At 65.0% G+C, this 24,238-nt stretch carries 25 protein-coding genes and 2 tRNA genes; 4 read left to right on the top strand and 23 right to left on the bottom strand.

What is annotated here, in order from left to right; genetic code table 11:
* Nucleotides 1–12 precede the first annotated feature (12 nt).
* From ACKVEX_RS06855 to mltB, 4 genes are read left to right on the top strand one after another with little or no spacing between them, the layout of a single operon-like run.
* Nucleotides 13–930, top strand: a complete 918-nt coding sequence (locus ACKVEX_RS06855; protein ID WP_473214963.1) for an AAA family ATPase — start codon at nucleotides 13–15, stop codon at nucleotides 928–930.
* Nucleotides 930–1,922, top strand: a complete 993-nt coding sequence (locus ACKVEX_RS06850) for a DUF58 domain-containing protein (RefSeq protein WP_473214962.1) — start codon at nucleotides 930–932, stop codon at nucleotides 1,920–1,922. Before ACKVEX_RS06855 ends, ACKVEX_RS06850 begins: the two co-directional genes overlap by 1 nt.
* Complete coding sequence (locus tag ACKVEX_RS06845) at nucleotides 1,903–3,879, top strand: transglutaminase TgpA family protein (protein ID WP_473214961.1); 1,977 nt, start codon at nucleotides 1,903–1,905, stop codon at nucleotides 3,877–3,879. The genes ACKVEX_RS06850 and ACKVEX_RS06845 overlap by 20 nt, the downstream gene beginning before the upstream one ends.
* Nucleotides 3,876–4,892 carry a lytic murein transglycosylase B gene (gene mltB, locus ACKVEX_RS06840; RefSeq protein WP_473214960.1) on the top strand — a complete coding sequence of 339 codons (1,017 nt, stop codon included), beginning with the start codon at nucleotides 3,876–3,878 and terminating at the stop codon, nucleotides 4,890–4,892. The genes ACKVEX_RS06845 and mltB overlap by 4 nt, the downstream gene beginning before the upstream one ends.
* Before the next feature lie 48 nt (nucleotides 4,893–4,940).
* Here the strand turns inward: mltB and rpoS are convergent, their stop codons facing one another.
* The 23 genes from rpoS to rpsA form a co-directional block, all read right to left on the bottom strand.
* The gene (gene rpoS, locus ACKVEX_RS06835; protein WP_473214959.1) at nucleotides 4,941–5,876 is read right to left on the bottom strand and encodes an RNA polymerase sigma factor RpoS; all 936 of its coding nucleotides are present in this window, start codon (nucleotides 5,874–5,876) and stop codon (nucleotides 4,941–4,943) included.
* Nucleotides 5,877–5,887: 11 nt separating this feature from the next.
* Entirely contained in the window at nucleotides 5,888–6,742 is an 855-nt protein-coding gene (locus ACKVEX_RS06830) for a peptidoglycan DD-metalloendopeptidase family protein (RefSeq protein WP_473214958.1), read from the bottom strand.
* A gap of 11 nt (nucleotides 6,743–6,753) precedes the next feature.
* Nucleotides 6,754–7,404: a protein-L-isoaspartate(D-aspartate) O-methyltransferase gene (locus ACKVEX_RS06825; RefSeq protein ID WP_473214957.1), complete on the bottom strand. Its 651-nt coding sequence runs from the start codon at nucleotides 7,402–7,404 to the stop codon at nucleotides 6,754–6,756.
* A 4-nt stretch (nucleotides 7,405–7,408) separates the two neighbouring features.
* The gene (gene surE / locus ACKVEX_RS06820; RefSeq protein WP_473214956.1) at nucleotides 7,409–8,152 is read right to left on the bottom strand and encodes a 5'/3'-nucleotidase SurE; all 744 of its coding nucleotides are present in this window, start codon (nucleotides 8,150–8,152) and stop codon (nucleotides 7,409–7,411) included.
* A gap of 160 nt (nucleotides 8,153–8,312) precedes the next feature.
* Nucleotides 8,313–8,389, bottom strand: a tRNA-Pro gene (locus ACKVEX_RS06815).
* Nucleotides 8,390–8,436: 47 nt separating this feature from the next.
* Nucleotides 8,437–8,817: a MerR family transcriptional regulator gene (locus ACKVEX_RS06810; RefSeq protein ID WP_473214955.1), complete on the bottom strand. Its 381-nt coding sequence runs from the start codon at nucleotides 8,815–8,817 to the stop codon at nucleotides 8,437–8,439.
* Nucleotides 8,798–9,109 carry an integration host factor subunit alpha gene (locus ACKVEX_RS06805; RefSeq protein WP_473214954.1) on the bottom strand — a complete coding sequence of 104 codons (312 nt, stop codon included), beginning with the start codon at nucleotides 9,107–9,109 and terminating at the stop codon, nucleotides 8,798–8,800. Before ACKVEX_RS06805 ends, ACKVEX_RS06810 begins: the two co-directional genes overlap by 20 nt.
* Before the next feature lie 6 nt (nucleotides 9,110–9,115).
* The gene (gene pheT, locus ACKVEX_RS06800) at nucleotides 9,116–11,494 is read right to left on the bottom strand and encodes a phenylalanine--tRNA ligase subunit beta (protein WP_473214953.1); all 2,379 of its coding nucleotides are present in this window, start codon (nucleotides 11,492–11,494) and stop codon (nucleotides 9,116–9,118) included.
* Between the two features lie 6 nt (nucleotides 11,495–11,500).
* Nucleotides 11,501–12,532 carry a phenylalanine--tRNA ligase subunit alpha gene (gene pheS / locus ACKVEX_RS06795; RefSeq protein WP_473214952.1) on the bottom strand — a complete coding sequence of 344 codons (1,032 nt, stop codon included), beginning with the start codon at nucleotides 12,530–12,532 and terminating at the stop codon, nucleotides 11,501–11,503.
* 66 nt (nucleotides 12,533–12,598) lie between these two features.
* Complete coding sequence (gene rplT, locus ACKVEX_RS06790) at nucleotides 12,599–12,958, bottom strand: 50S ribosomal protein L20 (protein WP_473214951.1); 360 nt, start codon at nucleotides 12,956–12,958, stop codon at nucleotides 12,599–12,601.
* A 12-nt stretch (nucleotides 12,959–12,970) separates the two neighbouring features.
* On the bottom strand, nucleotides 12,971–13,168 hold the full coding sequence (gene rpmI, locus ACKVEX_RS06785; RefSeq protein WP_473214950.1) for a 50S ribosomal protein L35: 198 nt from the start codon (nucleotides 13,166–13,168) through the stop codon (nucleotides 12,971–12,973).
* A gap of 147 nt (nucleotides 13,169–13,315) precedes the next feature.
* Nucleotides 13,316–13,837 (bottom strand): translation initiation factor IF-3, encoded by a 522-nt coding sequence (infC, locus tag ACKVEX_RS06780; protein WP_473215114.1) that lies wholly within the window; start codon nucleotides 13,835–13,837, stop codon nucleotides 13,316–13,318.
* Nucleotides 13,838–13,863: 26 nt separating this feature from the next.
* The gene (gene thrS, locus ACKVEX_RS06775) at nucleotides 13,864–15,783 is read right to left on the bottom strand and encodes a threonine--tRNA ligase (protein WP_473214949.1); all 1,920 of its coding nucleotides are present in this window, start codon (nucleotides 15,781–15,783) and stop codon (nucleotides 13,864–13,866) included.
* Nucleotides 15,784–15,973: 190 nt separating this feature from the next.
* A tRNA-Val gene (locus ACKVEX_RS06770) sits at nucleotides 15,974–16,050 on the bottom strand.
* A gap of 61 nt (nucleotides 16,051–16,111) precedes the next feature.
* Nucleotides 16,112–16,891 carry a 3'-5' exonuclease gene (locus ACKVEX_RS06765; protein WP_473214948.1) on the bottom strand — a complete coding sequence of 260 codons (780 nt, stop codon included), beginning with the start codon at nucleotides 16,889–16,891 and terminating at the stop codon, nucleotides 16,112–16,114.
* The gene (locus ACKVEX_RS06760; RefSeq protein WP_473214947.1) at nucleotides 16,891–17,313 is read right to left on the bottom strand and encodes a YdbL family probable chaperone protein; all 423 of its coding nucleotides are present in this window, start codon (nucleotides 17,311–17,313) and stop codon (nucleotides 16,891–16,893) included. Before ACKVEX_RS06760 ends, ACKVEX_RS06765 begins: the two co-directional genes overlap by 1 nt.
* Nucleotides 17,310–17,498 (bottom strand): hypothetical protein, encoded by a 189-nt coding sequence (locus ACKVEX_RS06755; protein WP_473214946.1) that lies wholly within the window; start codon nucleotides 17,496–17,498, stop codon nucleotides 17,310–17,312. Before ACKVEX_RS06755 ends, ACKVEX_RS06760 begins: the two co-directional genes overlap by 4 nt.
* Before the next feature lie 80 nt (nucleotides 17,499–17,578).
* Nucleotides 17,579–19,519: an intermembrane phospholipid transport YdbH family protein gene (locus tag ACKVEX_RS06750; protein ID WP_473214945.1), complete on the bottom strand. Its 1,941-nt coding sequence runs from the start codon at nucleotides 19,517–19,519 to the stop codon at nucleotides 17,579–17,581.
* A 64-nt stretch (nucleotides 19,520–19,583) separates the two neighbouring features.
* Entirely contained in the window at nucleotides 19,584–20,474 is an 891-nt protein-coding gene (gene cysM, locus ACKVEX_RS06745; RefSeq protein ID WP_473214944.1) for a cysteine synthase CysM, read from the bottom strand.
* Between the two features lie 102 nt (nucleotides 20,475–20,576).
* The gene (gene lapB, locus ACKVEX_RS06740) at nucleotides 20,577–21,752 is read right to left on the bottom strand and encodes a lipopolysaccharide assembly protein LapB (RefSeq protein WP_473214943.1); all 1,176 of its coding nucleotides are present in this window, start codon (nucleotides 21,750–21,752) and stop codon (nucleotides 20,577–20,579) included.
* A 4-nt stretch (nucleotides 21,753–21,756) separates the two neighbouring features.
* Nucleotides 21,757–22,068: a LapA family protein gene (locus ACKVEX_RS06735; protein WP_473214942.1), complete on the bottom strand. Its 312-nt coding sequence runs from the start codon at nucleotides 22,066–22,068 to the stop codon at nucleotides 21,757–21,759.
* 86 nt (nucleotides 22,069–22,154) lie between these two features.
* Nucleotides 22,155–22,439, bottom strand: coding sequence for an integration host factor subunit beta (locus ACKVEX_RS06730; RefSeq protein WP_473214941.1), 285 nt, complete (start codon nucleotides 22,437–22,439; stop codon nucleotides 22,155–22,157).
* 16 nt (nucleotides 22,440–22,455) lie between these two features.
* Nucleotides 22,456–24,165, bottom strand: a complete 1,710-nt coding sequence (rpsA, locus tag ACKVEX_RS06725; protein WP_473214940.1) for a 30S ribosomal protein S1 — start codon at nucleotides 24,163–24,165, stop codon at nucleotides 22,456–22,458.
* Between the last annotated feature and the right edge of the window lie 73 nt (nucleotides 24,166–24,238).

Genomic DNA, 24,238 nt, shown 5'->3' with positions numbered 1-24,238 from the left:
GCCTCCCCGACGATGCCCGCCATCCACGCCACACGACTGCTCGACGCCGCCAACCGCATCATCCTGGGCAAGGAGAAAGCGCTCCGACTCGCCCTCACCTGCCTGGTCGCACGCGGTCATCTGCTGATCGAGGATCTGCCCGGCGTCGGCAAGACGACCCTCGCCCACGTGCTTGCCCGGCTGATGGGACTGGACTTTCAGCGCATCCAGTTCACCAGCGACCTGCTGCCGGCCGATATCGTCGGCGTGTCGATCTTCGACCGTGAGACCAGCGCGTTCCGCTTCCACCCCGGACCGATCTTCGCGCAGCTGATCCTGGCCGACGAGATCAATCGCGCCACGCCCAAGACGCAAAGCGCGCTGCTCGAAGCGATGGAGGAGCACCAGGTGACCGCCGACGGTCAGACCTTCGCGCTGCCGGCACCGTTCTTCGTCATCGCGACCCAGAATCCGGCCACGCAGATCGGCACCTTTCCGTTGCCCGAGAGCCAGCTCGACCGCTTCCTGCTGCGCATCAATCTGGGCTACCCGGATCGCGCCGCGGAGCGCGCACTACTGATGGGCGAGGACAGACGCACGGTGCTGGAGCGCCAGCAGCCGGTCCTCGCGCCCGACGATCTTTCCCGTTTGCAGGATGGTGCTGCGGCGGTCACGGTGGCCGATCGCCTCGTCGATTACGTGCAGGCGCTGCTCGCCAACACCCGCAGCAACGCGGAGCTGGCGGGCGGGCTGAGTCCGCGGGCAGGGCTGGGGCTGATCGCGGCGGCCCGCGCTTGGGCGCTGACCGACGGGCGCGATCACGTGCTGCCGGAGGACGTCCAGGCCATCTTTCCGCATGTCGCCGGTCACCGGCTGCATCTGGCCAGCGACGGCCGTAGCGCCCCGCCGGATGCGATCGAGCGGATCCTGCGAGCAGTGCCGGTCGGCTGATGCAGGCCGCGAACGCGCTGCTTCGACCGCTGCGGCATGTGCTCGACCGCTGGCTGTTCCGGCTCGGGCGACCGGAACCGATGCCGATCAGGCTGGGTCATCGACGCATCTTCCTGCTTCCGACCGGGGCGGGCTACGCCTTCGCACTGGCGTTGCTGGTGATGCTGATCGCTTCGATCAACTACAACCTGAGCCTCGGCTACGGTCTGGTCTTCCTGCTGGCCGGCATGGCCGTCGTCAGCATGCATCATGCCTTTCGCAACCTGCTCCATCTGTCGATCGACACCGGGCGCGTGGAGGCGGTGCATGCCGGCGATACGGCCGTCTTCAGCTTCGTCGTGCACAACGCCCGACGCATTCCGCGGCCGTCGCTGCGCCTGGTCGGACGCGCCGACCGTCGAAGCCTGTCGCTGCCTGCCGAGGACCATGTCGAGGTGGAGCTGCGCTACCCGACCACCCGCCGCGGCTGGTTACTGCCCGGCAAGGTCAGGCTGGAGACGACCTACCCGCTGGGTCTGTTGCGCGCATGGAGCGTGTTCGTACCGGACGTCGCGTGCCTGGTCTACCCTGCCCCTGAGCCGCACCCGCCCCCGCTGCCGGAGTCGGAGTCGACCAGTCCAGTCGCGGCCGGCCTGGCACAGCACCGCGGCGACGACGACTTCGCGGGGCTGCGCGCGCATCAGCCGTCCGACTCCCCGAGGCACGTGGCCTGGAAGGTGGTCGCGCGCGAGGGCCCGATGCTCACCAAGCGCTTCGCGGGCGTGGCTGGCGGCGAATGCGCCCTCGACTGGCACGCACTGCCCGACGATCTGGGCAACGAAGCGCGCCTGTCCCGGCTCACCGCATGGGCGCTGACTGCCCATGCGCAAGGTCGTCCGTTCGGGCTGCGCCTGCCGGATGCCATCACGCCCGCCGGCGTCGGTGACGCACATGTACGCAACTGCCTGCGCCAACTCGCCCTTTTTGGAGCGCATGAAAAACATCCGGCCTGAGCCCGACCGCATCCTGTTCATTCCGTCGCTGTGGTTGCTGATCACCGCCGCGGTCACACTCGCGCCGCATGCCAGCCATCTGCCGCCGTGGCTGATCGGTGTGTGCGCGCTGATCCTCGCATGGCGAGGCTGGACGCTGTTCCGGCCCGACGTGGATCCGTCCACCCGTACTCGCAAGGCCCTGGTGCTGATGCTCGCGGTGGTGACCGCGATCGGCATCCGGCACCATTTCGGGCATTTCTTCGGCAAGGACCCGGGCATCGCACTGCTCGCAGTGCTGTTGTGCCTGAAGCAACTCGAGGTCGGCTCCAGCCGCGACATCCGCGCGGCCGTGCTGTTGAGCTTCTTCCTGCAGCTCGGCCTGTTCTTCTACGATCAGAGCCTGCCGGTGGCCGCGATGGCGCTGGTCGGCACGCTGTTCGCGACCGTCGCGCTGCTGGCGCTGGAGACCGGGGGCACGCCGCTGCGGGCGAACCTGCGCACCGCCGGGCTGATGCTCGTGCAGGCGGTGCCGCTGCTGCTGGTGCTGTTTCTGCTCTTTCCGCGCATTCCCGGGCCGTTGTGGGGTCTGCCGGCCGACGCATACAGCGGCCTCACCGGGCTCTCGGACACGATGGAACCGGGTTCGATCAGCGAACTGGGGCTGTCGGACGCGATCGCATTTCGCGCCGATTTCAGCGGTGCGCCACCGCCGCCCGCGTTGCGCTACTGGCGTGGCCCGGTACTCACCGAGTTCGACGGTCGGACCTGGCGTGCGGGGCGTTTCCTGGTCCATCGTCAGCCGACCTACACGGTACAGGGACCGGCCTACGACTACCGCCTCACGCTGGAGCCGCACAACCAGCGCTGGCTGCTGGCGCTGGATTTCGCCGACGCGGGGCCGGAGGGCGCGTTCCACGCGAGCGACTTCCAGGTGCTCAGCGGCACCCCCGTGCGAAGCCGCAGCCGCTTCGAGCTGCGCGCGTACCCGGAAACACCGGTCGGACTGGCGGAACACCGCTCGGTGCTGACGGGGGCGACGCGGCTGCCCGCGGGCGGCAACCCACGCGCGCGGGCCCTCGCCCGCGAGATCGCAGCGTCCAGCACCGGCCCCGCCGACACGCTGGAGCGCATGCTGGACGCGTTGCGGAACATGGCACTCGTCTACACGCTGCGACCGCCGCGGCTCGGGGCGCAACCGGTCGATGAGTTCCTGTTCGACACCGGACGCGGTTTCTGCGAACACTTCGCGTCGGCCTTCGTCTTCCTGATGCGCGCCGCCGACGTCCCGGCCCGCGTCGTCACCGGCTATCAGGGCGGCGAGATCAACCCGGTCGACCGCAGCATGGTGGTGCGCCAGTCCGACGCCCATGCGTGGGCGGAGGTGTGGCTGGCGGAGCGCGGATGGGTTCGGGTCGATCCGACCGCGCTGGCCGCGCCGTCACGCATCGAGACCGGACTCGCGTCCGCGCTGCCGCGCGGCGAGCCGTTACCGTTCATGATGCGCCCGGCCATGCGCTGGCTGCGCGACATGCGTCATCAGTGGGAAGCGTTGTCCAATGCCTGGAACCAGAGCGTGATCGGCTACAACATCGAGCGTCAGCGCCGGCTGCTCGAAGGACTGGGCTTCGAGGCGCCCGACTGGCGCACGCTGACCGCACTGATGGGGGGCGGGGCGGCGCTGGTGATGGCGGCGCTGTTCGGATGGGCGGTGCTGCAGGTTCGCAGACGCGATCCGCTGGACCGGGCATGGCATGCGTTCTGCGCACGTTTTGCACGCAAGGGCCTGCAGCGATTGCCGTGGGAGGGCCCGATCGACTACGCTAGACGTGTCGGCGACCATTACCCGGGCAGCGCCCCCGCCATACGCGAGATTGCCCAGATCTATGCCAGATTGCGCTACGGTGCGTTTGACGACGACCTGGCAGCGACCACCCGACGACTGACCAAGCGCATCAGGAATCTGACACTGAAATGACCTTCCCGAACATTCGCACGCTCTGCATCGCGCTGGTCGCGCTACTGCACACGCCAGCCGTATTCGCGTCCTTCGTCACCCACGAGGCCGCGCGCCAGTTCGCGATCGACATGGAGGCCCAGCATGGCTTCGACCAGCGCGACGTGCTCGACGCGCTCGCGCGGGCGAGCCACGACGAGCGCGTGATCCGGCTCATCCGTCCACCGAGCCGGCCCGGCACCCGATCCTGGCAGGATTACCGCGGCCGCTTTCTCGGCGATACGCGGGTGGATGCCGGCGTTGCGTTCTGGCGCCGGCACCGGCAGACGCTGGAGGCAGCGAGCCGCCGCTTCGGCGTTCCGCCCGAGTTCATCGTCGCGATCATCGGCGTGGAGACGCACTACGGCAATTACACCGGCAGTTTCCAGGCGGTTTCGGCGCTGGCGACGCTCGCATTCGACTACCCGCCCCGTGCGGACCTGTTCAGGCGCGAACTGGAGAACCTGTTCCTGCTCGCACGCGAGCAGCAGCGCGATCCGTTCAGCTATCGGGGCTCGTTCGCCGGCGCACTGGGCTATCCTCAATTCCTGCCGAGCAGCATCCGGACCTACGCGGTGGATTTCGACGGCGACGGCCGGATCGACTTCGAACGCGATCCGATCGACGCGATCGGCAGCGTCGCGAACTATCTCGCCGCGCACGGCTGGCAAAGCGGCGAGCCGGTCGCGGTGCAGGTCACGATTCCCGCGGATCGCGATCCGGCCCCGCTGATCGCCGCCGGCATCGAACCCTCGCTGGATCACCTGCTGGTCATGTCCGAGGGCATCACCGCACTGAACGGACAGTTGCATGCCGCACCGGCAACGCTGTTCGACCTGCCCACACCCGGCGCGCAGACCGAACACTGGCTCGGATACCGCAACTTCTACGTGATCACGCGGTACAACCGCAGCAGTTTCTATGCGATGTCGGTCTTCCAGCTGGCCGAAACGATCCGTTCGCGTTACGAACGTCTCCAGGAAGCCATGCGCTGACTCCGCCCGGCACGCCGGTCACACGGCGGAGCCGGATCCGGCAGGTCGCTACAGCAGCACGTCGCGCGGAATGCCCCGGCGCCGTATCGACCGCCGCAACTGCCCGAGCGCCTCCAGCTGTATCTGGCGCACACGCTCCCGCGTCAGTCCGAGCTGTGCGGCCAGTTCCTCGAGCGTCATCACTTCGCTTTCGTCGATGCCGTAGCGGTGACGAATCACCATGCGCTGCTTGTCGTTCAGCTTCAGGATCCACTCGCGCACCAGCGTCTCGACCTCGGTGTGCTGGATCTGGAAGTCCGGCGTCTCCACATGGTCGTCGGCCAGCGACTCGCCGATGGACAGCGTCGGGTCGATGTCCAGCGGCGCGTCAAGCGATGCGGTGTGCTCGCTCAGCACCAGCAACGCGCGCACATCCTCGACCGATTTTCCGAGGCGTTCCGCGATCTCGTCGATCGAGAACTCGCCGTTTCCGAGCGCCTCGAGATTGCGCTGGGTGCGCAACACCTGATTGAGCTCCTTGACCACATGAACCGGAAGTCGAATCGTGCGCGACTGGTTCATGATCGCCCGTTCGATGTTCTGGCGAATCCACCAGGTCGCATAGGTCGAGAAGCGAAAGCCGCGCTCCGGATCGAACTTGTCCAGCGCATGCATCAGGCCGAGATTGCCCTCCTCGACCAGATCGAGCAGCGGAATGCCGCGATTCAGGTAATGCTTGGCGATATTGACGACCAGACGCAGGTTGCGTTCGATCATCGTCTGGCGCGCGTCGAAGTCACCCTGCTTGACCAGCCGGGTCAGGCGACCCTCCTCATCGGCCGTGAGCAGCGGATTGGCGCCGATCTCGTTCAGATAGATCTGGGTGACGTCGTTCAGGAACTCGCTTTCGTAGGCCGGCGTCGTCGGCTGACCGAGCACCTCGACCTCGGGCGGCAGATCCGGCTCACGATTCGCGTCATCGTCCTGCTCGGCCGGATCGTACATCGGTCTCCTCGTCAGCGTGGCGGCAGATACTGCATCGGATCGACCGGACGGCCCAACCTGCGAATCTCGAAATGCAGTTTGGGACGATCCGCGTCGGTACTGCCCAGTTCAGCGATGCGCTGGCCCTTGCTGATCGCGTCGCCTTCCTTCACCAGCAGCGTCTGATTGTGTGCGTATGCCGTCAGGTACTCGTCATCGTGTTTGATGATGACCAGTTTTCCGTAGCCGCGCAAGCCGCTGCCCGAGTACACGACCTGCCCGGCGGCCGACGCGATGACCGGATCGCCGGGATTGCCCGCAATATCCACGCCCTTGTTGGTCGCCTCGTTGAACCCGGCGATCAGCTGGCCGGTCGCGGGCCACAACCAGCGCGAGTCGGCAATGGCCTGCGCCGGTGGCGGCACCGCCGAAGACGGAGCGACACCGGCGTCGGGCCTTATCGCGGCCCACGCCTGGTCGCTGTAGGGCTGGGTACCCCCGCGAGGATCGTAGACCACCCGCGCGTCGCGCATGCCGGTCGACGGCACGATCGGCTGGATCTCAACCGGCTGCGCGATCGCCACCGCGGTGCCGGCACCCGGCAAGACCGACGGCGAAACACGGATCTCCTGACCGACCCGCAACTGGTTCGGATCCATCAGGCCGTTCCACACGATCAGATCGTCGAGATTCTGCCCATACTGGCGGGCGATACCCAGCAGCGTATCGCCGGGCTGCACGACATGCATGCGCTGCACGGTGCCCGGCGCGGCGGACTGCGGAGGGGGCGTCGTATGTCGGACCGGGGCCGGCGCCTGCGCGGCACAACCGGCGAGCAGAACCCCAGCCAGGGCGATCGTTGCGACTACGCTGCATCGTGATTTCATGACTGAATATTTCATTCCATTCCACTGAGCAATGGCACGAAGCGAACCGCATCGAACCGGCTTTCCCTGAAAACGTTACCCTGGCGCTCCACGAGCACCAGTTGCTGGCTGGCGATGCCGACCGGAATCATCATGCGGCCGCCGTCAGCCAGCTGCGCCTTGAGCGCCGCCGGGATCTCGCGTGCCGCAGCGGCCACGACGATGGTGTCGAACGGTGCCGCCTCCGGCAGTCCAAGGCTCCCGTCGGCATATTTTAACCGCACGTTCGCAAAGCGAAACGGCCGCAGATTCTCCTTCGCCCGGTCGAGCAATGGACGAATCCGCTCGACCGCATAGACTTCGGTGGCCAGAAAGGACAGCACCGCAGCCTGATACCCACATCCTGCACCGACCTCCAGCGTGCGCCCGAGTTCGCGTCCGGCGCGCAGAATCTCCAGCATTCTCGCCACCACGAACGGCTGCGAGATGGTCTGCTGGTAACCGATCGGCAGCGGCGTATCGTCATAGGCGCTGAAGCCGAGCCCCTCGTCGACGAAGGACTGGCGCGGCACCCGCATCATCGCGTCGAGCACCTTCTCGTCGCGAATGCCCTGCTGACGCAGCCGTTCGACCATTCTGGCCAGCGCACGACCGGCCGCCTGCACCGATTCCCGGGACCGCATGCGCTCAGTCGCCCAACCAGTCGGTGACACCCGAGATCAGCCCATTATGGGTGAGATCGATCTGCAATGGCGTAACCGACACGAATCCCCGCGCGACCGCATCGAAATCCGTCCCTTCGCCGGCATCGGCCGCCTGCCCGGCCGCCCCGATCCAGAAGACGGTGTCACCCCGCGGCGTGGTGTCCTTGACGACCGGTTCGGCCTTGTGTCGCTTGCCCAGGCGGGTCACCCTGACCCCCTTCAGGTCACCATGGGACCGGTCCGGAATATTCACGTTGAGCAGAACCGGCTGCAGAAACGGCGTGCGCTGGAAGCGCTTCACCAGATCCCGCGCAACGCGCGCGGCCGAACCGAAATCGGACGCACCCTTGCTGACCAGCGACACCGCGATCGACGGAACGCCGAGCAGAAAACCCTCGGTGGCCGCCGCCACGGTTCCCGAGTAGATCGTGTCGTCGCCCATGTTCGCACCGTGATTGATGCCGGAAACGACCATGTCGGGCAGATGATCGAACATGCCCGTGACAGCCAGATGAACGCAGTCGGTGGGGGTGCCATTGACGAAGTGGAACCCGTTTGCCGCCTTTCGCACCGACAACGGGCGATCGAGCGTCAGTGAATTGCTCGCGCCGCTGCGGTCACGCTCGGGCGCCACCACCGTAACATCCCCCAGATCCCGCAGCGCCTCGTAGAGCGCCGCGAGCCCCGGGGCGAAATAACCGTCGTCGTTGCTGAGAAGAATGCGCATGAGGGGTCCATTCACTGATCGCGGGCGCAGCCGCCGGGATCCGGAATGTTAGCACAGCGGCTGGGGCGCGCCGGGGGGCGTGCGGACCTTGCACGTCGCCGCACGCGACCACGCAAAAAAAAAGCCAATCCCTTGGGATTGACTCATTGCTCGATGCCATTGGTCGGGGCGGCGGGATTCGAACTCGCGACCCCTTGCACCCCATGCAAGTGCGCTACCAGGCTGCGCTACGCCCCGACACAGGCGCGCATTATAGCAGCCTTCCCTTCATTTACCAGCGGGATTCACGCCTTCAGGCGCGCGAGGACGCTCTCGATCTCGGCGCGCAACTCGGCGATCAATGCACGCAGTTGCGCGGATTCCTCCACGTCCTCCTGCTTGCGGATATGCGACTCGCCCAGCTTGTTGCGCGCGCCGGATATCGTGAAACCGTCTTCGTACAGCAGATCGCGAATCCGCCGGATCAGCAACACCTCGTGATGCTGGTAGTAGCGCCGATTTCCGCGCCGCTTGACCGGTTTGAGCTGCGTGAACTCCTGCTCCCAGTAGCGCAGCACGTGCGGTTTGACCGCGCACAGCTCGCTGACCTCACCGATGGTGAAATAGCGCTTTGCCGGAATCGGCGGCAGCTTTTCCGGTGCCGGGTCAGGGTTGCTTGCTTGCATCGCTCAATTGCTCCACGGCGGCCTTCAGCTTCTGGCTGGCATGAAAAGTCACCACCCTGCGTGCGGAAATCGGGATCTCCTCACCGGTTTTCGGGTTCCGACCCGGGCGCTGGGGTTTGTCACGGAGCTGGAAGTTGCCGAATCCGGACAGCTTTACGCACTCGCCCCGCTCCAACGCCTGCCGGATCTCCTCGAAGAAGCCTTCCACCATGTCCTTGGCTTCACGCTTGTTGAGCCCGACACGCTCGAACAACAGATCGGCCAGCTCAGCCTTGGTCAGGGTCACGTTCATTTCACACTATCCACGTAGCCGGGCACCAAGGGTGCTTTCGGCCATTTTCACAATCGCCGCGACCGCTGCATCAACCTCGGCATCTTCAAGCGTTCGTTGAGTATCTTGCATCAAGACCCTGAATGCAAGACTCCTTTTCTCCGTTTCGATGCCCTTACCATCGTAGACATCGAACAACTCGATCGACCGCACGATGGCGGGCGCGCCGCCCGACAGCACCTGTTGAACCCGCGTCGCGCTGACCTCCTGATCGACGATCAGCGCGAGGTCGCGCGCGACGATCGGAAAACGCGAAACCTCGGCGTATTGCGGCATCTCGCGCTGCTCCAGCACGTCCAGATCGACCTCGAACACGACCGGTGCCGTCCCGAGCTCATAGCGCTCGACCCACACCGGATGCAGCTGGCCGATCACGCCGACATGCCGACCCCGCAGCCTGATCGACGCGCTGCGCCCCGGGTGCAATGCCGGATGGGCAAGCACCTCGAAGCCGAGTGCCAGCGGCGCGAAAGCCGCCTCCAGGTCACCCTTCACGTCGAAGAAATCGACCGCACGCGCGGGCGCCCCCCACTGCTCGGCGACCACGCCGCCCGCCGCCAGCGCCGCCAGACGCACCGGCTGCCGGAACCCGGCCACCGGTTCGCCGTCTGCCTTGGTCTCGAAGCAACGCCCGGTCTCGAACAGTCGCACACGCGCGTGCTGGCGCTTGCGATTGGCGACCAGGCTGGCGACCAGGCCGGGAATCAGACTCGAACGCATCACACTCATCTGGCTCGCGATCGGATTGGCCAGGCGGATAGGCTGGCTGTTCCCGCACAGGTCGCGCTCCCACGCCTCGTCGACGAATGCGTAGTTGATGACTTCCTGATAATCCCGATCGGCCAGCAATCTGCGCACATCATGGATCGGACGCGAAGTCTCCGGCCGCTCGAGCATCTCCAGGCGGCCACGCGGCACCAGCGCGGGCACCGCGTCGTATCCGTGCAGGCGCACGATCTCCTCGATCAGGTCCTCCTCGATCACGATATCGAAACGGAACGAAGGCGGCACGACCACCAGGTCCTCACCGTCGCGCCGCACCTCGAGTTGCACGCTTTCGAGCAGTTCGATCATGTGTGCATCGGTCAACGCGACACCGAGCACCCGCCGGACACGCCCGGGGCGCACCCGCACCGGCTCACGGGCCGGCAGATGAGCCGCATCCAGCGCCTCGACGACCGGCCCCGCCTTGCCGCCGCAGATGTCGAGGATGAGGCGGGTCGCGCGTTCGATGGCGCGGGTGGCGAGTTCGAAGTCGACGCCGCGCTCGAAGCGGTGCGACGCATCCGAGCCAAAGCCATACTGGCGCGCCCGGCCGGCGATCGCATCGGGCGAGAAGAACGCGCTCTCCAGAAACACGTCGGTCGAGTCCAGCGTGACGCCGGATTCCTCGCCGCCCATGATGCCGGCCAGCGCCAGCGCACGCGCCTCGTCCGCGATGAGCAGCGTATCGGTCGATGGCTCGACGGTCTGCTCGTTGAGCAGCAACACCGACTCGCCCGCAGTCGGGAAACGCACATGGATCGCACCGGACAGCTTCCCGTCGTCGAACACATGCAGCGGCTGACCGAGTTCCAGCATCACGTAGTTGGTCACATCGACCAGTGCGCTGATCGGGCGCACGCCGCACCGCTCCAGCCGCTGCCGCATCCAGTCCGGGCTGGGCGCGCGCGCGTTCACGCCACGCACGATCCTGCCGCAGTAACGCGGACAGGCCGCCGGCGCATCGAGCACGATGTCCCGGCGGTCGTCGATTTCCGGCGCGACCGCGTCGATCCCGGGCAGGGTCAGCTGGGCGCCCGTCAGCGCCGCCAGTTCGCGTGCGATGCCGACAATGCTGAGACAGTCCGCGCGGTTCGGGGTCAGCTTGATCGTGATCTTGCGATCGTCCAGCGCGAGCAGTTCGCGCACGTCGGCGCCGAGCGCGAAATCGGCTGGCAGCGATAGCAGGCCACTGTGGTCGTCGGACAGACCCAGCTCGCGTGCAGAGCACAGCATGCCGCACGATTCCACCCCGCGCAGCTTCGCCGCCTTGATCTCCAGCCCGGGCAATTGCGCGCCGACCTTCGCGAGCGGCACCTTCATGCCGACGGCCGCGTTCGGTGCGCCGCACACGATCTGCAGCCGCTCACCATGGCCCGCGTCGACCCGGCAGACCTTGAGCTTGTCGGCGTTCGGGTGGGGTTCGGTGGCCAGGATCTCGGCCACCACGATGCCGGCGAACGGCGGCGCGACCGCCTCGCATTCCTCGACTTCCAGGCCGGCCATCGTCAATCGATGACCGAGTTCGTCGGAATCGATCTGCGGATCGCACACGCTCCGCAGCCAGAGTTCACTAAATTGCATGATCGTCTACCTGAATTGGCTCAAGAAGCGCAGATCGTTGTCGAAGAACAGACGCAGATCGTTGACGCCGTAACGCAGCATCGCCAGCCGGTCCAGCCCCATGCCGAACGCAAACCCGGTGTAGCGCTCCGGATCGATTCCGCCGAAGCGCAGCACGTTCGGATGCACCATGCCGCAACCCGCGATCTCCAGCCAGCGCCCTTCGAGCGCACCACTCATGAAGGCCACGTCGATCTCGGCGCTCGGCTCTGTGAACGGGAAGAACGACGGCCTGAAGCGCACCTGCAGATCGTCGGACTCGAAGAACTTGCGCAGGAAGTCGGCCACGACGCCTTTCAGATCAGCGAAGCTGACGCTTTCGCCGACCCACAGGCCTTCCACCTGATGAAACATCGGCGAATGCGTGGCATCGGAATCGACCCGATAGACCCGTCCGGGTGCGATCACCCGTACGTCGGGCATCGTCGCGGCCCCGGCATGGCGCGCCACATGTGCCAGCATCGAGCGGATCTGCACCGGACTGGTGTGCGTGCGCAGCAGCACATCCTCACGCCCTTCCAGATAGAAGGTGTCGTGCATGGAGCGCGCCGGGTGGTTGTCGGGCGTGTTCAGCGCGGTGAAGTTGTGCCAGTCGGTCTCGATCTCGGGGCCGTCGGCGACGATGAAGCCGATCGACCGGAACAGCGCCTCGAGTCGTTCGAGCGTCAGCGTGACCGGATGCAGCCCGCCCTGCCCGGCGCCACGTCCCGGCAGCGTCACATCGAGTGATTCGGCCGCGAGCTGCGACAGCAGACGCGCCTCGCGCAGCGCCTCGCGCCGTGCCTCGAGCGCCGCCTCGACTGCGCTCTTCGCGCGGTTGATCTCCGCGCCGGCGGTCCGGCGCTCGTCCGGCGGCAGCTTGCCAAGCGTCTTGAGCCGTTCGGTCAGAGAGCCGGTCTTCCCGAGAAAACGGGCCTTCACCTGCTCCAGCTGGGCGGCATCCGACACCGCGGCGAAAGCCGCCTGCGCCTCTTCGACTATTTGTTCGAGCTTGTCCATGTTCATACGCCTGAGCGTTCAGAAAAAAAAAGGAGGCCAGGCCTCCTTTCTTTGTGCCGCGCTGAATCAGGCGGCGAGTTTGGCCCGGGCCTGGTCCGCGAGCGCGGCAAAGGCGGGTTTGTCGAAGACGGCCAGATCGGCCAGGACCTTGCGGTCGACTTCGATTGCGGCCTTCTTGAGGCCGTTCATGAAGGTGCTGTAGGTCAGACCGACTTCACGGGCCGCCGCGTTGATACGCGCGATCCACAAGGAGCGGAACTGACGCTTGCGCTGACGGCGGTCACGGTAGGCGTACTGACCGGCCTTCATCACCGCCTGCTTGGCGATGCGGTAGACGTTCTTGCGACGGCCGCGGTATCCCTTGGCCTGATCGAGGACTTTCTTGTGCCGCGCGCGCGCGGTTACACCACGTTTTACTCTGGGCATTGCGGTCTCCTATCAAGCGTAAGGCAACATGGCGCGAATCAGCTTCTGATCCGCGGCATGAACTTCGGTCATGCCGCGCAGCTGGCGCTTGGTCTTGGTCGACTTCTTGGTCAGGATGTGGCGCTTGAACGCCTGGGACCGCTTGATCCCCCCGCTTGCGCGGACTTTGAACCGCTTCGCGGCTCCGCTCTTGGTCTTCATCTTAGGCATTTCCAACTCCTGTTTTATGCATGCCGTCAGGTAGCGCCACACACGGCGCATTTGACACCCGACACCACTTGTATTCCGGCGCATCCGTCGCGCCGGTCTTCGAGCGCCGGGTTCATTCCGAACACGGCGCTCGAAACCTTCCGGCGATCAGCGCGTCTTGCGCGGGCCGATCACCATGACCATCTGCCGCCCTTCCATCTTGGGCATCTGCTCGACCATCGCGATGTCGTCGATGTCCGCCTTGATCCGCTCGAGCTGCCGCATCCCGATCTCCTGATGCGCCATCTCGCGGCCACGGAACCGCAGGGTCACCTTGGCCTTGTCACCCTCGATCAGGAAGCGCCTGAGGTTGCGAAGCTTGATCTGGTAGTCGTTCTCGTCGGTGCCTGGACGCAGCTTGACTTCCTTGACCTGCACCTGCTTCTGCTTGGACTTGGCTTCGTGAGCCTTCTTCTGCTCCTGATACTTGAACTTGCCGAAGTCCATCACTTTGCAGACCGGCGGCTGGGCCATCGGCGCGATCTCGACCAGATCCAGACCGGCCTCTTCAGCGATGCCGAGCGCCGCATTCAGGGACACGATGCCGAGTTGCTCGCCGTCATCAGCTACCAACCGGACTTCAGGCGCGTTTATCTCGCCATTGACGCGCTGCTTCTTATCTTGAGCGATGGTTCCTCTCCATGAATTCCAAAAAATCAGAGCGAGCCGCTCTTCGCGTCGATTTCCCGACGCCAGCGCTCGATCAACGTATCGAGGGACATCTGGCCAAGGTCTTGGCCGCCCCGCGCGCGCACTGCGACAAGCCCTGCGTCCTTTTCCTTCTCGCCGATGACGAGCTGATAGGGAAGCTTGTGCACGCTGTGCTCGCGGATTTTATAGTTTATCTTTTCGTTTCGCAAATCGGCATCCACGCGGAAGCCGGCTTTCTTCAGGGTCGCGGCCACGCTGAGCGCATACTCGGACTGACCCTCCGAGATGTTCAGCACGACCGCATGGACCGGCGCAAGCCACAGGGGCAAGGCACCGGCATGATGCTCGAGCAGAATGCCGGCGAAGCGCTCGAGCGAGCCGAACAGCGCGCGGTGCAGCATCACCGGACGCTTTCGGGTGTTGTCCTCGGCGACATAGGTGATGTCAAAGCGTTCCGGCAGGTTCATGTCCACCTGCAGCGTGCCGCACTGCCAGTCACGACCGATCGCGTCGCGCAGCACGAATTCGAGCTTGGGTCCGTAGAACGCGCCCTCACCGGGGAAGAGTTCATAGGCCATGCCCATGTGGTCGAGCGCCGCAGCCAGCGCGCCTTCGAGTCTGTCCCAGATTTCGTCGCTGCCGATCCGGTTGTCCGGCCGGGTAGACAGCTTGATGCGCACGTTGTCGAAGCCGAAGTCCTTGTAGATGTCCAGGATCAGGGCGACCACGTCGGTGCATTCCTGCTGCATCTGCTGCTCGGTGCAGAAGATATGCGCATCGTCCTGGGTGAAGTGGCGCACCCGCATCAGCCCGTGCAGCGCGCCGGACGGCTCGTAACGGTGCACCTTGCCGAACTCGGCCATGCGCAACGGCAGGTCGCGGTAACTCTTCAGCCCGGTCGCGAACATCGACACCGCACCGGGGCAGTTCATCGGTTTGAGCGCGAACACCCGCTCGTCCTCGGTCTGCGTGGTGAACATGTTCTGACGGTAGTTCTGCCAGTGACCGGAGGTTTCCCACAGGCCGCGATCCATGACGTCCGGCGTATTGACCTCCACGTAACCGGCCGCGTCCTGGCGCATCCTCATGTAGTTGATCAGCGACTGGAACAGGGTCCAGCCCTTCGGATGCCAGAACACCGCTCCCGGCGCGTTCTCCTGGAAATGGAAGAAACCGAGTTGCTGACCGAGTTTGCGGTGATCGCGCTTCTCCGCCTCCTCGAGCATGTGCAGGTGCGCCGCCAGTTCCTCCTTGCGGGCCCAGGCGGTGCCGTAGATGCGCTGCAGCATCTCGTTCTTCGAGTCGCCGCGCCAGTACGCGCCGGCGAGTTTGGTCAGCTTGAACACCTTCAGCTTGCCGGTGGAGGGCGCGTGCGGTCCGCGACACAGGTCGATGAAATCGCCCTGGCGATAGAGCGACACGTCCTCGGCCGCCGGAATGGACGCGATGATCTCGGCCTTGTAATGCTCGCCCTGCGCCTTGAAGAACTCGACCGCGTCGTCACGAGCCCAAACTTCGCGCCCGACCGGAATGTCGGCCTTGGCCAGTTCGGCCATGCGCACCTCGATCTGCGCCAGATCCTCCGGCGTGAAGGGACGCTTGTACGCGAAATCGTAGTAGAAGCCGTTCTCGATCACCGGACCGATCGTCACCTGCGCATCCGGAAACAGTTGCTTGACCGCATGCGCGAGCAGGTGAGCGGTGGAATGCCGGATGATCTCCAGACCTTCGGGATTCCTGTCGGTCACGATCGCGAGCGTCGCATCGTCGTCGATGCGATGGGACAGATCCACCAGACGACCGCCGACCTTGCCGGCCAGTGCGGCCTTCGCCAGCCCGGTCCCGATCGCCGCCGCCACATCGGCGACGGTGACCGCCTGGTCGAAGCTGCGAACGGAACCGTCGGGGAGGGTGATATTGGGCATTTCCTGGCCTCGATGCGATTGAGCGGGAGTCGTCGTCGGATAAGGGTGTTCGGGTCGAAATTATAGAAACTGGAGACGAAAAAAAAGTGCGGTGGAGCCGCACTTTTTTAATGGAGCACTACTGCGGAGCCCGACGTCTTCAGTTTCCGGCTTCGGTAGTAGTTCGAAACATCGTTTTACTCCAGGGTGTTGGTAGGCGCGATTGGATTCGAACCAACGACCCCCACCATGTCAAGGTGGTGCTCTAACCAACTGAGCTACGCGCCTGCTAAGAGCCGCGAATTATAATCATTCGGCGCAGACTGTCAAAACCTTTTTTCGCACTGCATCACCACGCGTCCAGGTAGGCTCGCCAGTGTGCAGCCCCGATCCGCTCGAGTGCCTGCCGAACCTCCGCGATCTCGGCGTCGAATCCGGCGCGGTCGATATGACCGCGCATGCGCTGGAAGCCCAGGTATACCAGATAGGTATTCACGACGTCGGTTTCGCAATAGTCCCGGATCTCGTCGATGCGACCGTCCTGCCAGGCCTGCCACACTGCCCCGCCATCCATGCCGAGCTTGCCCGGAAAACCCATCAGCTTCGCCAGCTCGTCCAGCCGCGCATTGGCGCGGGGTTGATAGAGCGCCAGCAGGTCCATCAGGTCGAGATGCCGGTTGTGATAGCGGCTGATGTAGTTGTTCCATTTGTAGTCGCGCGAATCGCTGTAGTCGCCGTCGCCCAGATCCCAGTAGCGCGGCGCGCTGACGCCATGGATCAGCCCACGGTAATGCAGCACCGGCAGATCGAAGCCGCCACCGTTCCAGGACACGATCTGCGGGGCGTAACGCTCAATGCCGTCGAAGAAGCGCTGGATGATCTCGCCCTCGCCGCTGTCCGGCTCGGACAGCGAGAACACCCTGAAGTGGCCAGCGTCGCGCAGTACGCACGAGATCGTGACCACGCGCTGCAGCGTGTGCGGCAGAAAATCCGTGCCATTGGCGACCCTGCGTTGCTGAAAGGCGAACTCGGCGACCTCGAAGTCGGACAGTTCCGCCGGCAGCTGATTGAGCGCCCGGATGCCTGCGACATCGGGAACGGTCTCGATGTCGAATACCAGGACGGTCATTACTTCTGTACCCAGCCGCCGGGGCCTTGCACCCACCAGCCGGGCTGGGCGCGCTCGATCCAGCGTTGCGCAAAGGTGCGCCGCACGTCCGCCTCCCATTCGGGGTGCCCGTTGGCGCGCGCGATCTCCCGATACAGCGCGGTCCGGTCGGCATTCTCGGCCGCCACCAGCGCGTTGACCTGACCGCGCTGAGCAAGCGGCACGCTGGACGCATCGCGCAGCGCCACCGACCCGCCGGCCGCGATCCCGACCGCGCCGGCCGCATACAGCGGCGCAAGCTGCGCATGGCGTTGCTGCATCGAGGACTGCAGTGCGGCGATCGCCGGGGTGTTGATCTCAAGATTGCCCTGCGCGAACGCGGGCCCGGCACACGCCAAGACAAGGGCCAGCACGGCCGCACGCAACATCGTCACCACGTTCATTTCGCCTCTCCCGTCGTCTCGCCCTCGGCCGCCGGCGCCATTTCGCGCAACTGCCACACGTCCTCGATGATCCGGTCGGCCGCCTTCTCTGCCGCCGCCGCCGGAAAATAGATGTTGATGGTCACGCACCCCGCGCTCGCGAGCGCGATCGCCGTCACCATCGCCCCTGTCCTGATCATGCTCATTCGGGCTCCCTGGCCGATGCACCGCCCGCCCGCTGCGGCCGGTTGCACGGCGCTGATGTGCTGTGAACGTTCGGACCGGCCTATTCGATGACCGGTGCCACATTCGACTCGATCGCGCGCTTCAGGCGCGCCAGCAACTCTTCCCAGTCGACGCGCCGATTGTAGCCGATGACGTTCAGCGCCGGGACGCCGCCGCCACGCACGATTACGAAGCCCGAATCGGGATCGCGCGCGCGCACCTCGTCGAGCCCTTGCATCATGCACACGCCGCCCTCCAGCCGACACGACAGGCCCAGCTCCCGATAGCCGAACGTATCGAATAAACCGAGGAAGCCCCGCTGCAGCGCCGCGACCGCCCCCGCCCCGCCCAGTGCCCCGATGTTCTGCACCGCCCGCTGGCTGATCCGGCGGGCATATCGGCCGGGACTGCTGCGCACGCTGGCCTCGAAGCGCACCGGCCGCCAGCGGACCAGTTCGAGGCCACTCACGTCCGCGTCGATGAAGCCGGTGACGCTGCCGAAGGCGAACGTATCGGTCAGCTGGGCCAGATCCAGGTTGCGTGCCATCACATCGGCGTACAGATGCGCGGCCACGCCCAAGGGCTCGAGCAACTGCAGACGGCTCACCAGAAGATAGCCGTCGAACACCGACATCGCCAGCGCCCCGTCCAGACGCAGTTCCCCCGGTGCGATCGTCAGCCCGGGCAGCGACGCGGACAGGACCCCCGACATCCGGGGCAGGCCGACCGCCTCGGTCAGTTGCGCCATCGAGATCGGCTCGACGACCAGCCCCCCGCGCCCGATCCATCCCGTCATCTCGCGGCGCAGCGTGACGTCCTCCAGCAGTACACGGCCATCGAGCAGCGGAATCGCGACCCGTTCGAGCTCGACCGATCGACCATGAAGGCGTGCATCCAGATCGAATGCACCCAGGCTCAGGCGCTTCCAGTGCCCGCCGTCCACCCGCACTTGGGCCTCGGTCTGCGCGTGCGCACGCCACGGAACGGACCCGCTGAGCGGGCCGAAGCCCAGTTCCGGATCGTCCAGTCCTATCAATACCGCGTCCAGTGTGGCATCGAGCGCGACCAGTTCGTCCGCCTCGATGCGCGCCTCGGCGCTCACACGCCCGGAGAAGTACATCGAATCCTGCCGCGCAGGAGCGACCACCGGTGCGAGAAAGCGTGGCCCGAGCACTGCGAGATCGGCATCCGCGAGCGTAAGCGCCGCCCGGTCGAGCCGTAGCGGGTTCAGTCCGAACAGCCCGCTCGCCGCGAGCGAACCGAGACCGTCGATATTGACATCCACGCGTTCGACGATCAGATCATCCATGTGCAAGCGCCCGTTGGCGACCACCTGCATCCCGGACTCGACGAACAGCGGATGGACATAGGCCGCCCCACCGATCCAGGACAGGCGACCCTTCCAGCGCCACCCCCGATCCGCCGGTCGCGCACCGAACGTGAGCTCGAGTAGCAGAGCCTCCGCCGCCTGCAGACCGTCCGCCGACGCGAACGCGCCGTCGCTGACACGACCCGACAGGGTGAGGCCGGCCGCGCCCGGCCCGTATTCGAGCACGCCATCGAAGCGGCCGGCCAGGCCGAGCTCGGCAAGCCGTGGCCACCAGGCGGCCGCCCGCGCGAGCGAGAGGCCCGACAAGTCGGCGGCCAGACGACCGTTCGAGTCGAGCGTCGCGGAGATCGCCTCGCCAGCATCGGTCAGCACACGCATGCGACCCGTCATCCTTCCGGGGTCGAAGCCCAGTTCGATCCGCGCGCGCTCGATCACACCCGGAACGGACATCCGCCCCTGCTCGCAGCGCATCTGCCCCTCGGCGAGATGAAAGCGCCCGCACTCGAGGAAAACGCCCGACCAGACCTGGCCACCGATCGAGACGCGCGCGACATCGATTCTGGCGGGGCCGGCCTCGGCCCCGATCGAGACCGTCACGCCGTCGAGGACGAACAGCGGATGCGTGAGCCGGCCCAGATCAAGCTGCAGCGCCCGCGCCGCGGCGAGCGACACCAACCCGACCAGCAGGGCAGCACAGACGGCATACGAAACCAGATGCCGTCCGCAGGTACGGGGGTCAGCCCGGAAAGACGCCGGTCGACAGATAGCGGTCACCCCGATCGCACACGATGGAGACGATCACCGCATCCTCCACCTCGCCGGCGATCCGAAGCGCGACATGCATCGCGCCGCCGGCCGATATGCCCGCAAAGATGCCCTCTTCCCGCGCGAGCCGGCGGGTCATCTCCTCCGCGTCGGCCTGGCCGACATACTCGAGCCGATCGACCGCGGACTTGTCGTAGATGTCCGGGAGGTAGGCTTCCGGCCATTTACGGATGCCCGGAATCTGCGAGCCTTCTTCCGGCTGGCAGCCGACGATCTGGATCGCCGGGTTTTGCTCCTTGAAGAAGCGCGAACACCCCATGATCGTACCGGTCGTGCCCATGCTGCTGACGAAATGCGTGATCCGGCCGCCGGTCTGCTCCCAGATCTCGGGCGCGGTACCCTCGTAATGCGACAAGGGGTTGTCCGGGTTCGCGAACTGGTCGAGGATGATGCCCTGACCGTCGTCCCGCATGCGGGTCGCGACATCGCGCGCCATCTCCATAGCCCCGTCCCGCGCGGTCAGCACCAGTTCGGCGCCGAAGGCACGCATCGTCTGACGGCGCTCGACGCTCTGATTCTCGGGCATGACCAGCACCATGCGATAACCGCGCATCGCGGCCGCCATCGCCAGCGCGATACCGGTATTGCCGCTGGTCGCTTCGATCAGCGTGTCACCCGGCCGGATGTCGCCCCGCGCCTCGGCCCGCATGATCATCGAAAGCGCGGGCCTGTCCTTGACCGAGCCGGCCGGGTTGTTGCCCTCGAGCTTGCCGAGAATCACGTTGTTGCGCCCGGCGGTCAGCCGCTTCATTCTGACCAGCGGGGTATGCCCGACGCAGTCTTCCAGAGTCTTGTATTCCATGTCCGCTCGTATCGTGTTCGTTGAATCGAAGTCGATGCAGTATATGCGTGCTGCGCCGGTAAAAGCCGATCTGCGCAGCACCCTCTCGGCGCACCCGATCGCTCAGGGCACGAGGTCGAATTCCTCGCTGCGCTTGGGCGGATAGGTTTCCCAGCCCCCGCAGGCGGGGCAGCGCCACTGGAACTGGCGTGCCTTGAAGCCGCACGCGGCGCAGTGATAACGCGCCACGCGACGCGTATGCCCGTGGATCAACTGCCGCACCAGTTCGACATCGGCCCGCTGCTCGGGTGGCGCCGACAACGCCGCGGCCTCCAGCAGCTTTTCCAGACCGAGCAAGGTCGGGTTGCGGCGCAACTCCTCGCGCACCAGGTCATAGGCCGCTTTCGGACCCTGCCGCTCGAGCTCCCAGCGAAAGACCTCGTCGAGCAGATCCAGCGACGGGTGCCGCGCCAGCCAGGAACGCAGCAGCGTCTGCCCCTGTTCATGGCGCCCCAGACGCCCGAACGCTGCCATCAGATCCTCTGCAACCAGCGAAAGATACAGCGGGTCCTGGCTCTCGACCCGCTTCCATGCGTCGATCGCGGCTTCGTCCTGCCCCTCGGCGACCAGCAACTGGCCGGTGATCAGGCTCGCGCGCACGCAGCGTCGATTGATCGCGAGGGCATCGTCGAGGTGCTGGCGGGCGACATCGTTGCGCGAGTCCGCGAGCGCCGCGGTCGCCAGCTCGCAATAGAAATTCGAGACTTCCTTGCGCCAATGCACGCTCTCGTGATCGGGCATCGCCTTGGCGACCTCGATCGCCCTGGCCCAGTCCTTTTCCTGCTGGTAAATCTCGAGCAGATGGCCGATGGCCGCGTCGTTGTGGATCGTGCCGCGCAGTTTCTGGAACATCGCCTCGGCCCGATCGAGCAGCCCGGCCTTCAGGTAGTCCTGTCCGAGCGCGGCCACCGCCTCCAGACGCTGTGAATCGGACAGGTCCTCGCGATCGACCAGATTCTGGTGCATCCTGATCGCACGATCGGTCTCGCCCCGGCGTCGGAACAGGCTGCCCAGCGCGAAATGCAACTCGATCGTGTGCGGATCGATCTTCACCGCCTCGATGAAGGAATCGATCGCCTTGTCCTGCTGTTCGTTCAGCAGGAAATTCAGGCCGTTCAGGTACGAACGCGGCAACGCGCGCGACTCCCTGACGACCTGACGGATGTCGATTCGCGCCGCGAGCCAGCCCAGGCCGAAGAACAGCGGCAGCGCGAGAAGCCACCAGAACTCTATCTCCATCGCGTCAGACGACCTCGCTGCTTCCGCCCTGAGGGACGACCGCATGCGTGTCGGCCACGCGCTGATCGCGCTCGAGCTTGCCCACGGTCTTGCGCAGGCGACCGATCTCGCGCCTGTAACGCAGCAGCGACGCGAAGGTGGCGGTCACACCGAGTACGGCGCCGGCGGCGAACGCGGCCAGGATGACGAACACCAGCGGCATCTGCCATTGGCTGCCGAAGAAGAACTTCAGCATGACCAGTTGATCGTTCTTCACCGCAAAGCCGAACAACAGGAAGAACAACAGTAATCTGAAAATCCACATCAGGATGCGCATGAGCGAATGATCTCCGTGCAGATGGCAAAAAAAAGGCGGCTCGCCGCCGCCTTCAGGAATCCAACAGCAATCCTGCGATTGCGCGGTCATTCAATGATATCAACTCGCTCGCGCAATTCCTTGCCGGCCTTGAAATGCGGCACGTATTTTTCGGGCACATGCACCTTTTCCCCGGATTTGGGGTTGCGCCCGACCCGTGGTGGCCGGTAGTTCAGTGAAAAGCTGCCAAAACCGCGGATTTCGATGCGATCTCCGCGCGAAAGCGCGTCGGACATCGCATCGAGAACCATCTTGACCGCGAAATCGGCATCCTTGGCGACGAGCTGGGGGAATCTCACCGCCAGCCTCGCGATCAGCTCCGATTTGGTCATGACGAATCAGGCCGGGTTACTGCTTCTGTTCGTTCAGCTTGGCCTTCAGCAGCGCACCGAGGTTGGTGGTACCGCTTGCCGCCGCGCTGTCGGATGCGAGCTTGTTGATGGCCTCGCTGGTTTCGACCTGATCCTTGGCACGAATCGACAGATTGATCGAACGGGTCTTGCGATCGACGTTGATGATCATCGCCTCGACCTGATCGCCTTCCTTGAGGATGGTGGTCAGATCATCGACCCGATGCGGAGCGGCTTCGGAAGCCCGCAGATAACCTTCGACCTCGTCGTTCAGTTCGATGACCGCGCCGCGCGCATCGACGCTCTTCACGGTACCGGTGACCACGGCGTTCTTCTCGTGGGTCGCGATGAAGTTGGTGTACGGATCGCCCTCGAGCTGCTTGATGCCGAGCGAGATGCGCTCGCGCTCGACGTCGATCGCGAGCACCACGGCTTCGACCTCGTCACCCTTCTTGAACCGGCGCACCGCATCCTCGCCGGTTTCGCTCCAGGACAGATCCGACAGATGCACCAGACCGTCGATGCCACCATCCAGGCCGATGAACACGCCGAAATCGGTGATCGACTTGATCTGGCCGCGCACCTTGTCGCCCTTCTTGTGGTTGATCGCGAAATCGTCCCACGGGTTGGACATGCACTGCTTCATGCCCAGCGAGATGCGGCGACGGTCTTCATCGATCTCGAGAATCATCACCTCGACTTCGTCGCCCAGCTGGACGACCTTGCTCGGGTGGATGTTCTTGTTGGTCCAGTCCATCTCGGACACGTGCACCAGACCCTCGATACCCTGCTCGACCTCGACGAAGGAGCCGTAGTCGGTGATGTTGGTGACCCTGCCGAACAGACGGGTGCCCTGCGGGTAGCGACGGGAGATGCCGACCCACGGATCCTCGCCGAGCTGCTTCAGGCCCAGCGAAACACGCTGGCGCTCCTGGTCGAACTTGAGGACCTTGGCTTCGATCTCGTCACCGACGTTGAGCACTTCCGACGGGTGACGCACACGACGCCAGGCCAGATCGGTAATGTGCAGCAGACCATCGATGCCACCGAGGTCGATGAAGGCGCCGTAGTCGGTGATGTTCTTGACCACGCCCTTCACGACGATGCCTTCCTTCAGGTTCTCGAGCAGCTTCTCGCGCTCTTCACCCATGGTCTCCTCGAGCACGGCGCGGCGCGACACGACGACGTTGTTGCGCTTGCGGTCGAGCTTGATGACCTTGAAGTCGAATTCCTTGCCTTCGAACGGCGTGGTGTCCTTGACCGGACGCATATCGACCAGCGAACCAGGCAGAAAGGCACGGATGCTGTTGGTCATCACGGTCAGACCGCCCTTGACCCGACCGGACACGACACCCTTGACCAGCGACCCCTCGTTCAGCGCCTTCTCCAGGTCGTTCCAGGCGGAGATCCGCTTGGCCTTGTCGCGCGACAGGCGGGTCTCGCCGTAGCCGTCTTCCAGCGCATCGATCGCGACATGGACGAAATCGCCGATCTCGACTTCGAGTTCGCCGCGGTCGTTGCGGAACTCCTCGATCGGCACATAGCTCTCGGACTTGAGGCCGGCATTCACGACCACGAAATTGTGATCGATGCTGACCACTTCGGCGGTGATCACTTCACCGGCGCGCATCTCCTGGCGAGCAAGGCTTTCTTCGAAAAGGTCGGCAAAACTTTCCATGGAGGCGGAAACAGGGGTGGCAGTTGTCATAAAAGTTGATTGATCCAGAAAGCCGCAATCACGCGGCAACCATTGAGTGAGTTGAAATCGGGTCCGAACCGTT

It is taken from the genome of Denitraticella aggregata (genome assembly GCF_048158365.1).
In the GTDB taxonomy this organism is placed as follows: Bacteria; Pseudomonadota; Gammaproteobacteria; order Burkholderiales; family Rhodocyclaceae; genus Azoarcus_F.
The sequence above is the reverse complement of the archived record's forward strand: the minus strand, read 5'-3'. Positions and strand labels throughout refer to the sequence as shown.

Excerpts from the sequence above, each read along its gene's own strand:
- ACKVEX_RS06855 (WP_473214963.1), top strand. The coding sequence starts at position 13 with ATGCCCGCCATCCACGCCACACGACTGCTCGACGCCGCCAACCGCATC.
- ACKVEX_RS06850 (WP_473214962.1), top strand. The coding sequence starts at position 930 with ATGCAGGCCGCGAACGCGCTGCTTCGACCGCTGCGGCATGTGCTCGAC.
- ACKVEX_RS06845 (WP_473214961.1), top strand. The coding sequence starts at position 1,903 with ATGAAAAACATCCGGCCTGAGCCCGACCGCATCCTGTTCATTCCGTCG.
- mltB (WP_473214960.1), top strand. The coding sequence starts at position 3,876 with ATGACCTTCCCGAACATTCGCACGCTCTGCATCGCGCTGGTCGCGCTA.
- rpoS (WP_473214959.1), bottom strand. The coding sequence starts at position 5,876 with ATGTACGATCCGGCCGAGCAGGACGATGACGCGAATCGTGAGCCGGAT.
- ACKVEX_RS06830 (WP_473214958.1), bottom strand. The coding sequence starts at position 6,742 with ATGAAATCACGATGCAGCGTAGTCGCAACGATCGCCCTGGCTGGGGTT.
- ACKVEX_RS06825 (WP_473214957.1), bottom strand. The coding sequence starts at position 7,404 with ATGCGGTCCCGGGAATCGGTGCAGGCGGCCGGTCGTGCGCTGGCCAGA.
- surE (WP_473214956.1), bottom strand. The coding sequence starts at position 8,152 with ATGCGCATTCTTCTCAGCAACGACGACGGTTATTTCGCCCCGGGGCTC.
- ACKVEX_RS06810 (WP_473214955.1), bottom strand. The coding sequence starts at position 8,817 with ATGCAAGCAAGCAACCCTGACCCGGCACCGGAAAAGCTGCCGCCGATT.
- ACKVEX_RS06805 (WP_473214954.1), bottom strand. The coding sequence starts at position 9,109 with ATGAACGTGACCCTGACCAAGGCTGAGCTGGCCGATCTGTTGTTCGAG.
- pheT (WP_473214953.1), bottom strand. The coding sequence starts at position 11,494 with ATGCAATTTAGTGAACTCTGGCTGCGGAGCGTGTGCGATCCGCAGATC.
- pheS (WP_473214952.1), bottom strand. The coding sequence starts at position 12,532 with ATGGACAAGCTCGAACAAATAGTCGAAGAGGCGCAGGCGGCTTTCGCC.
- rplT (WP_473214951.1), bottom strand. The coding sequence starts at position 12,958 with ATGCCCAGAGTAAAACGTGGTGTAACCGCGCGCGCGCGGCACAAGAAA.
- rpmI (WP_473214950.1), bottom strand. The coding sequence starts at position 13,168 with ATGCCTAAGATGAAGACCAAGAGCGGAGCCGCGAAGCGGTTCAAAGTC.
- thrS (WP_473214949.1), bottom strand. The coding sequence starts at position 15,783 with ATGCCCAATATCACCCTCCCCGACGGTTCCGTTCGCAGCTTCGACCAG.
- ACKVEX_RS06765 (WP_473214948.1), bottom strand. The coding sequence starts at position 16,891 with ATGACCGTCCTGGTATTCGACATCGAGACCGTTCCCGATGTCGCAGGC.
- ACKVEX_RS06760 (WP_473214947.1), bottom strand. The coding sequence starts at position 17,313 with ATGAACGTGGTGACGATGTTGCGTGCGGCCGTGCTGGCCCTTGTCTTG.
- ACKVEX_RS06755 (WP_473214946.1), bottom strand. The coding sequence starts at position 17,498 with ATGAGCATGATCAGGACAGGGGCGATGGTGACGGCGATCGCGCTCGCG.
- cysM (WP_473214944.1), bottom strand. The coding sequence starts at position 20,474 with ATGGAATACAAGACTCTGGAAGACTGCGTCGGGCATACCCCGCTGGTC.
- lapB (WP_473214943.1), bottom strand. The coding sequence starts at position 21,752 with ATGGAGATAGAGTTCTGGTGGCTTCTCGCGCTGCCGCTGTTCTTCGGC.
- ACKVEX_RS06735 (WP_473214942.1), bottom strand. The coding sequence starts at position 22,068 with ATGCGCATCCTGATGTGGATTTTCAGATTACTGTTGTTCTTCCTGTTG.
- ACKVEX_RS06730 (WP_473214941.1), bottom strand. The coding sequence starts at position 22,439 with ATGACCAAATCGGAGCTGATCGCGAGGCTGGCGGTGAGATTCCCCCAG.
- rpsA (WP_473214940.1), bottom strand. The coding sequence starts at position 24,165 with ATGACAACTGCCACCCCTGTTTCCGCCTCCATGGAAAGTTTTGCCGAC.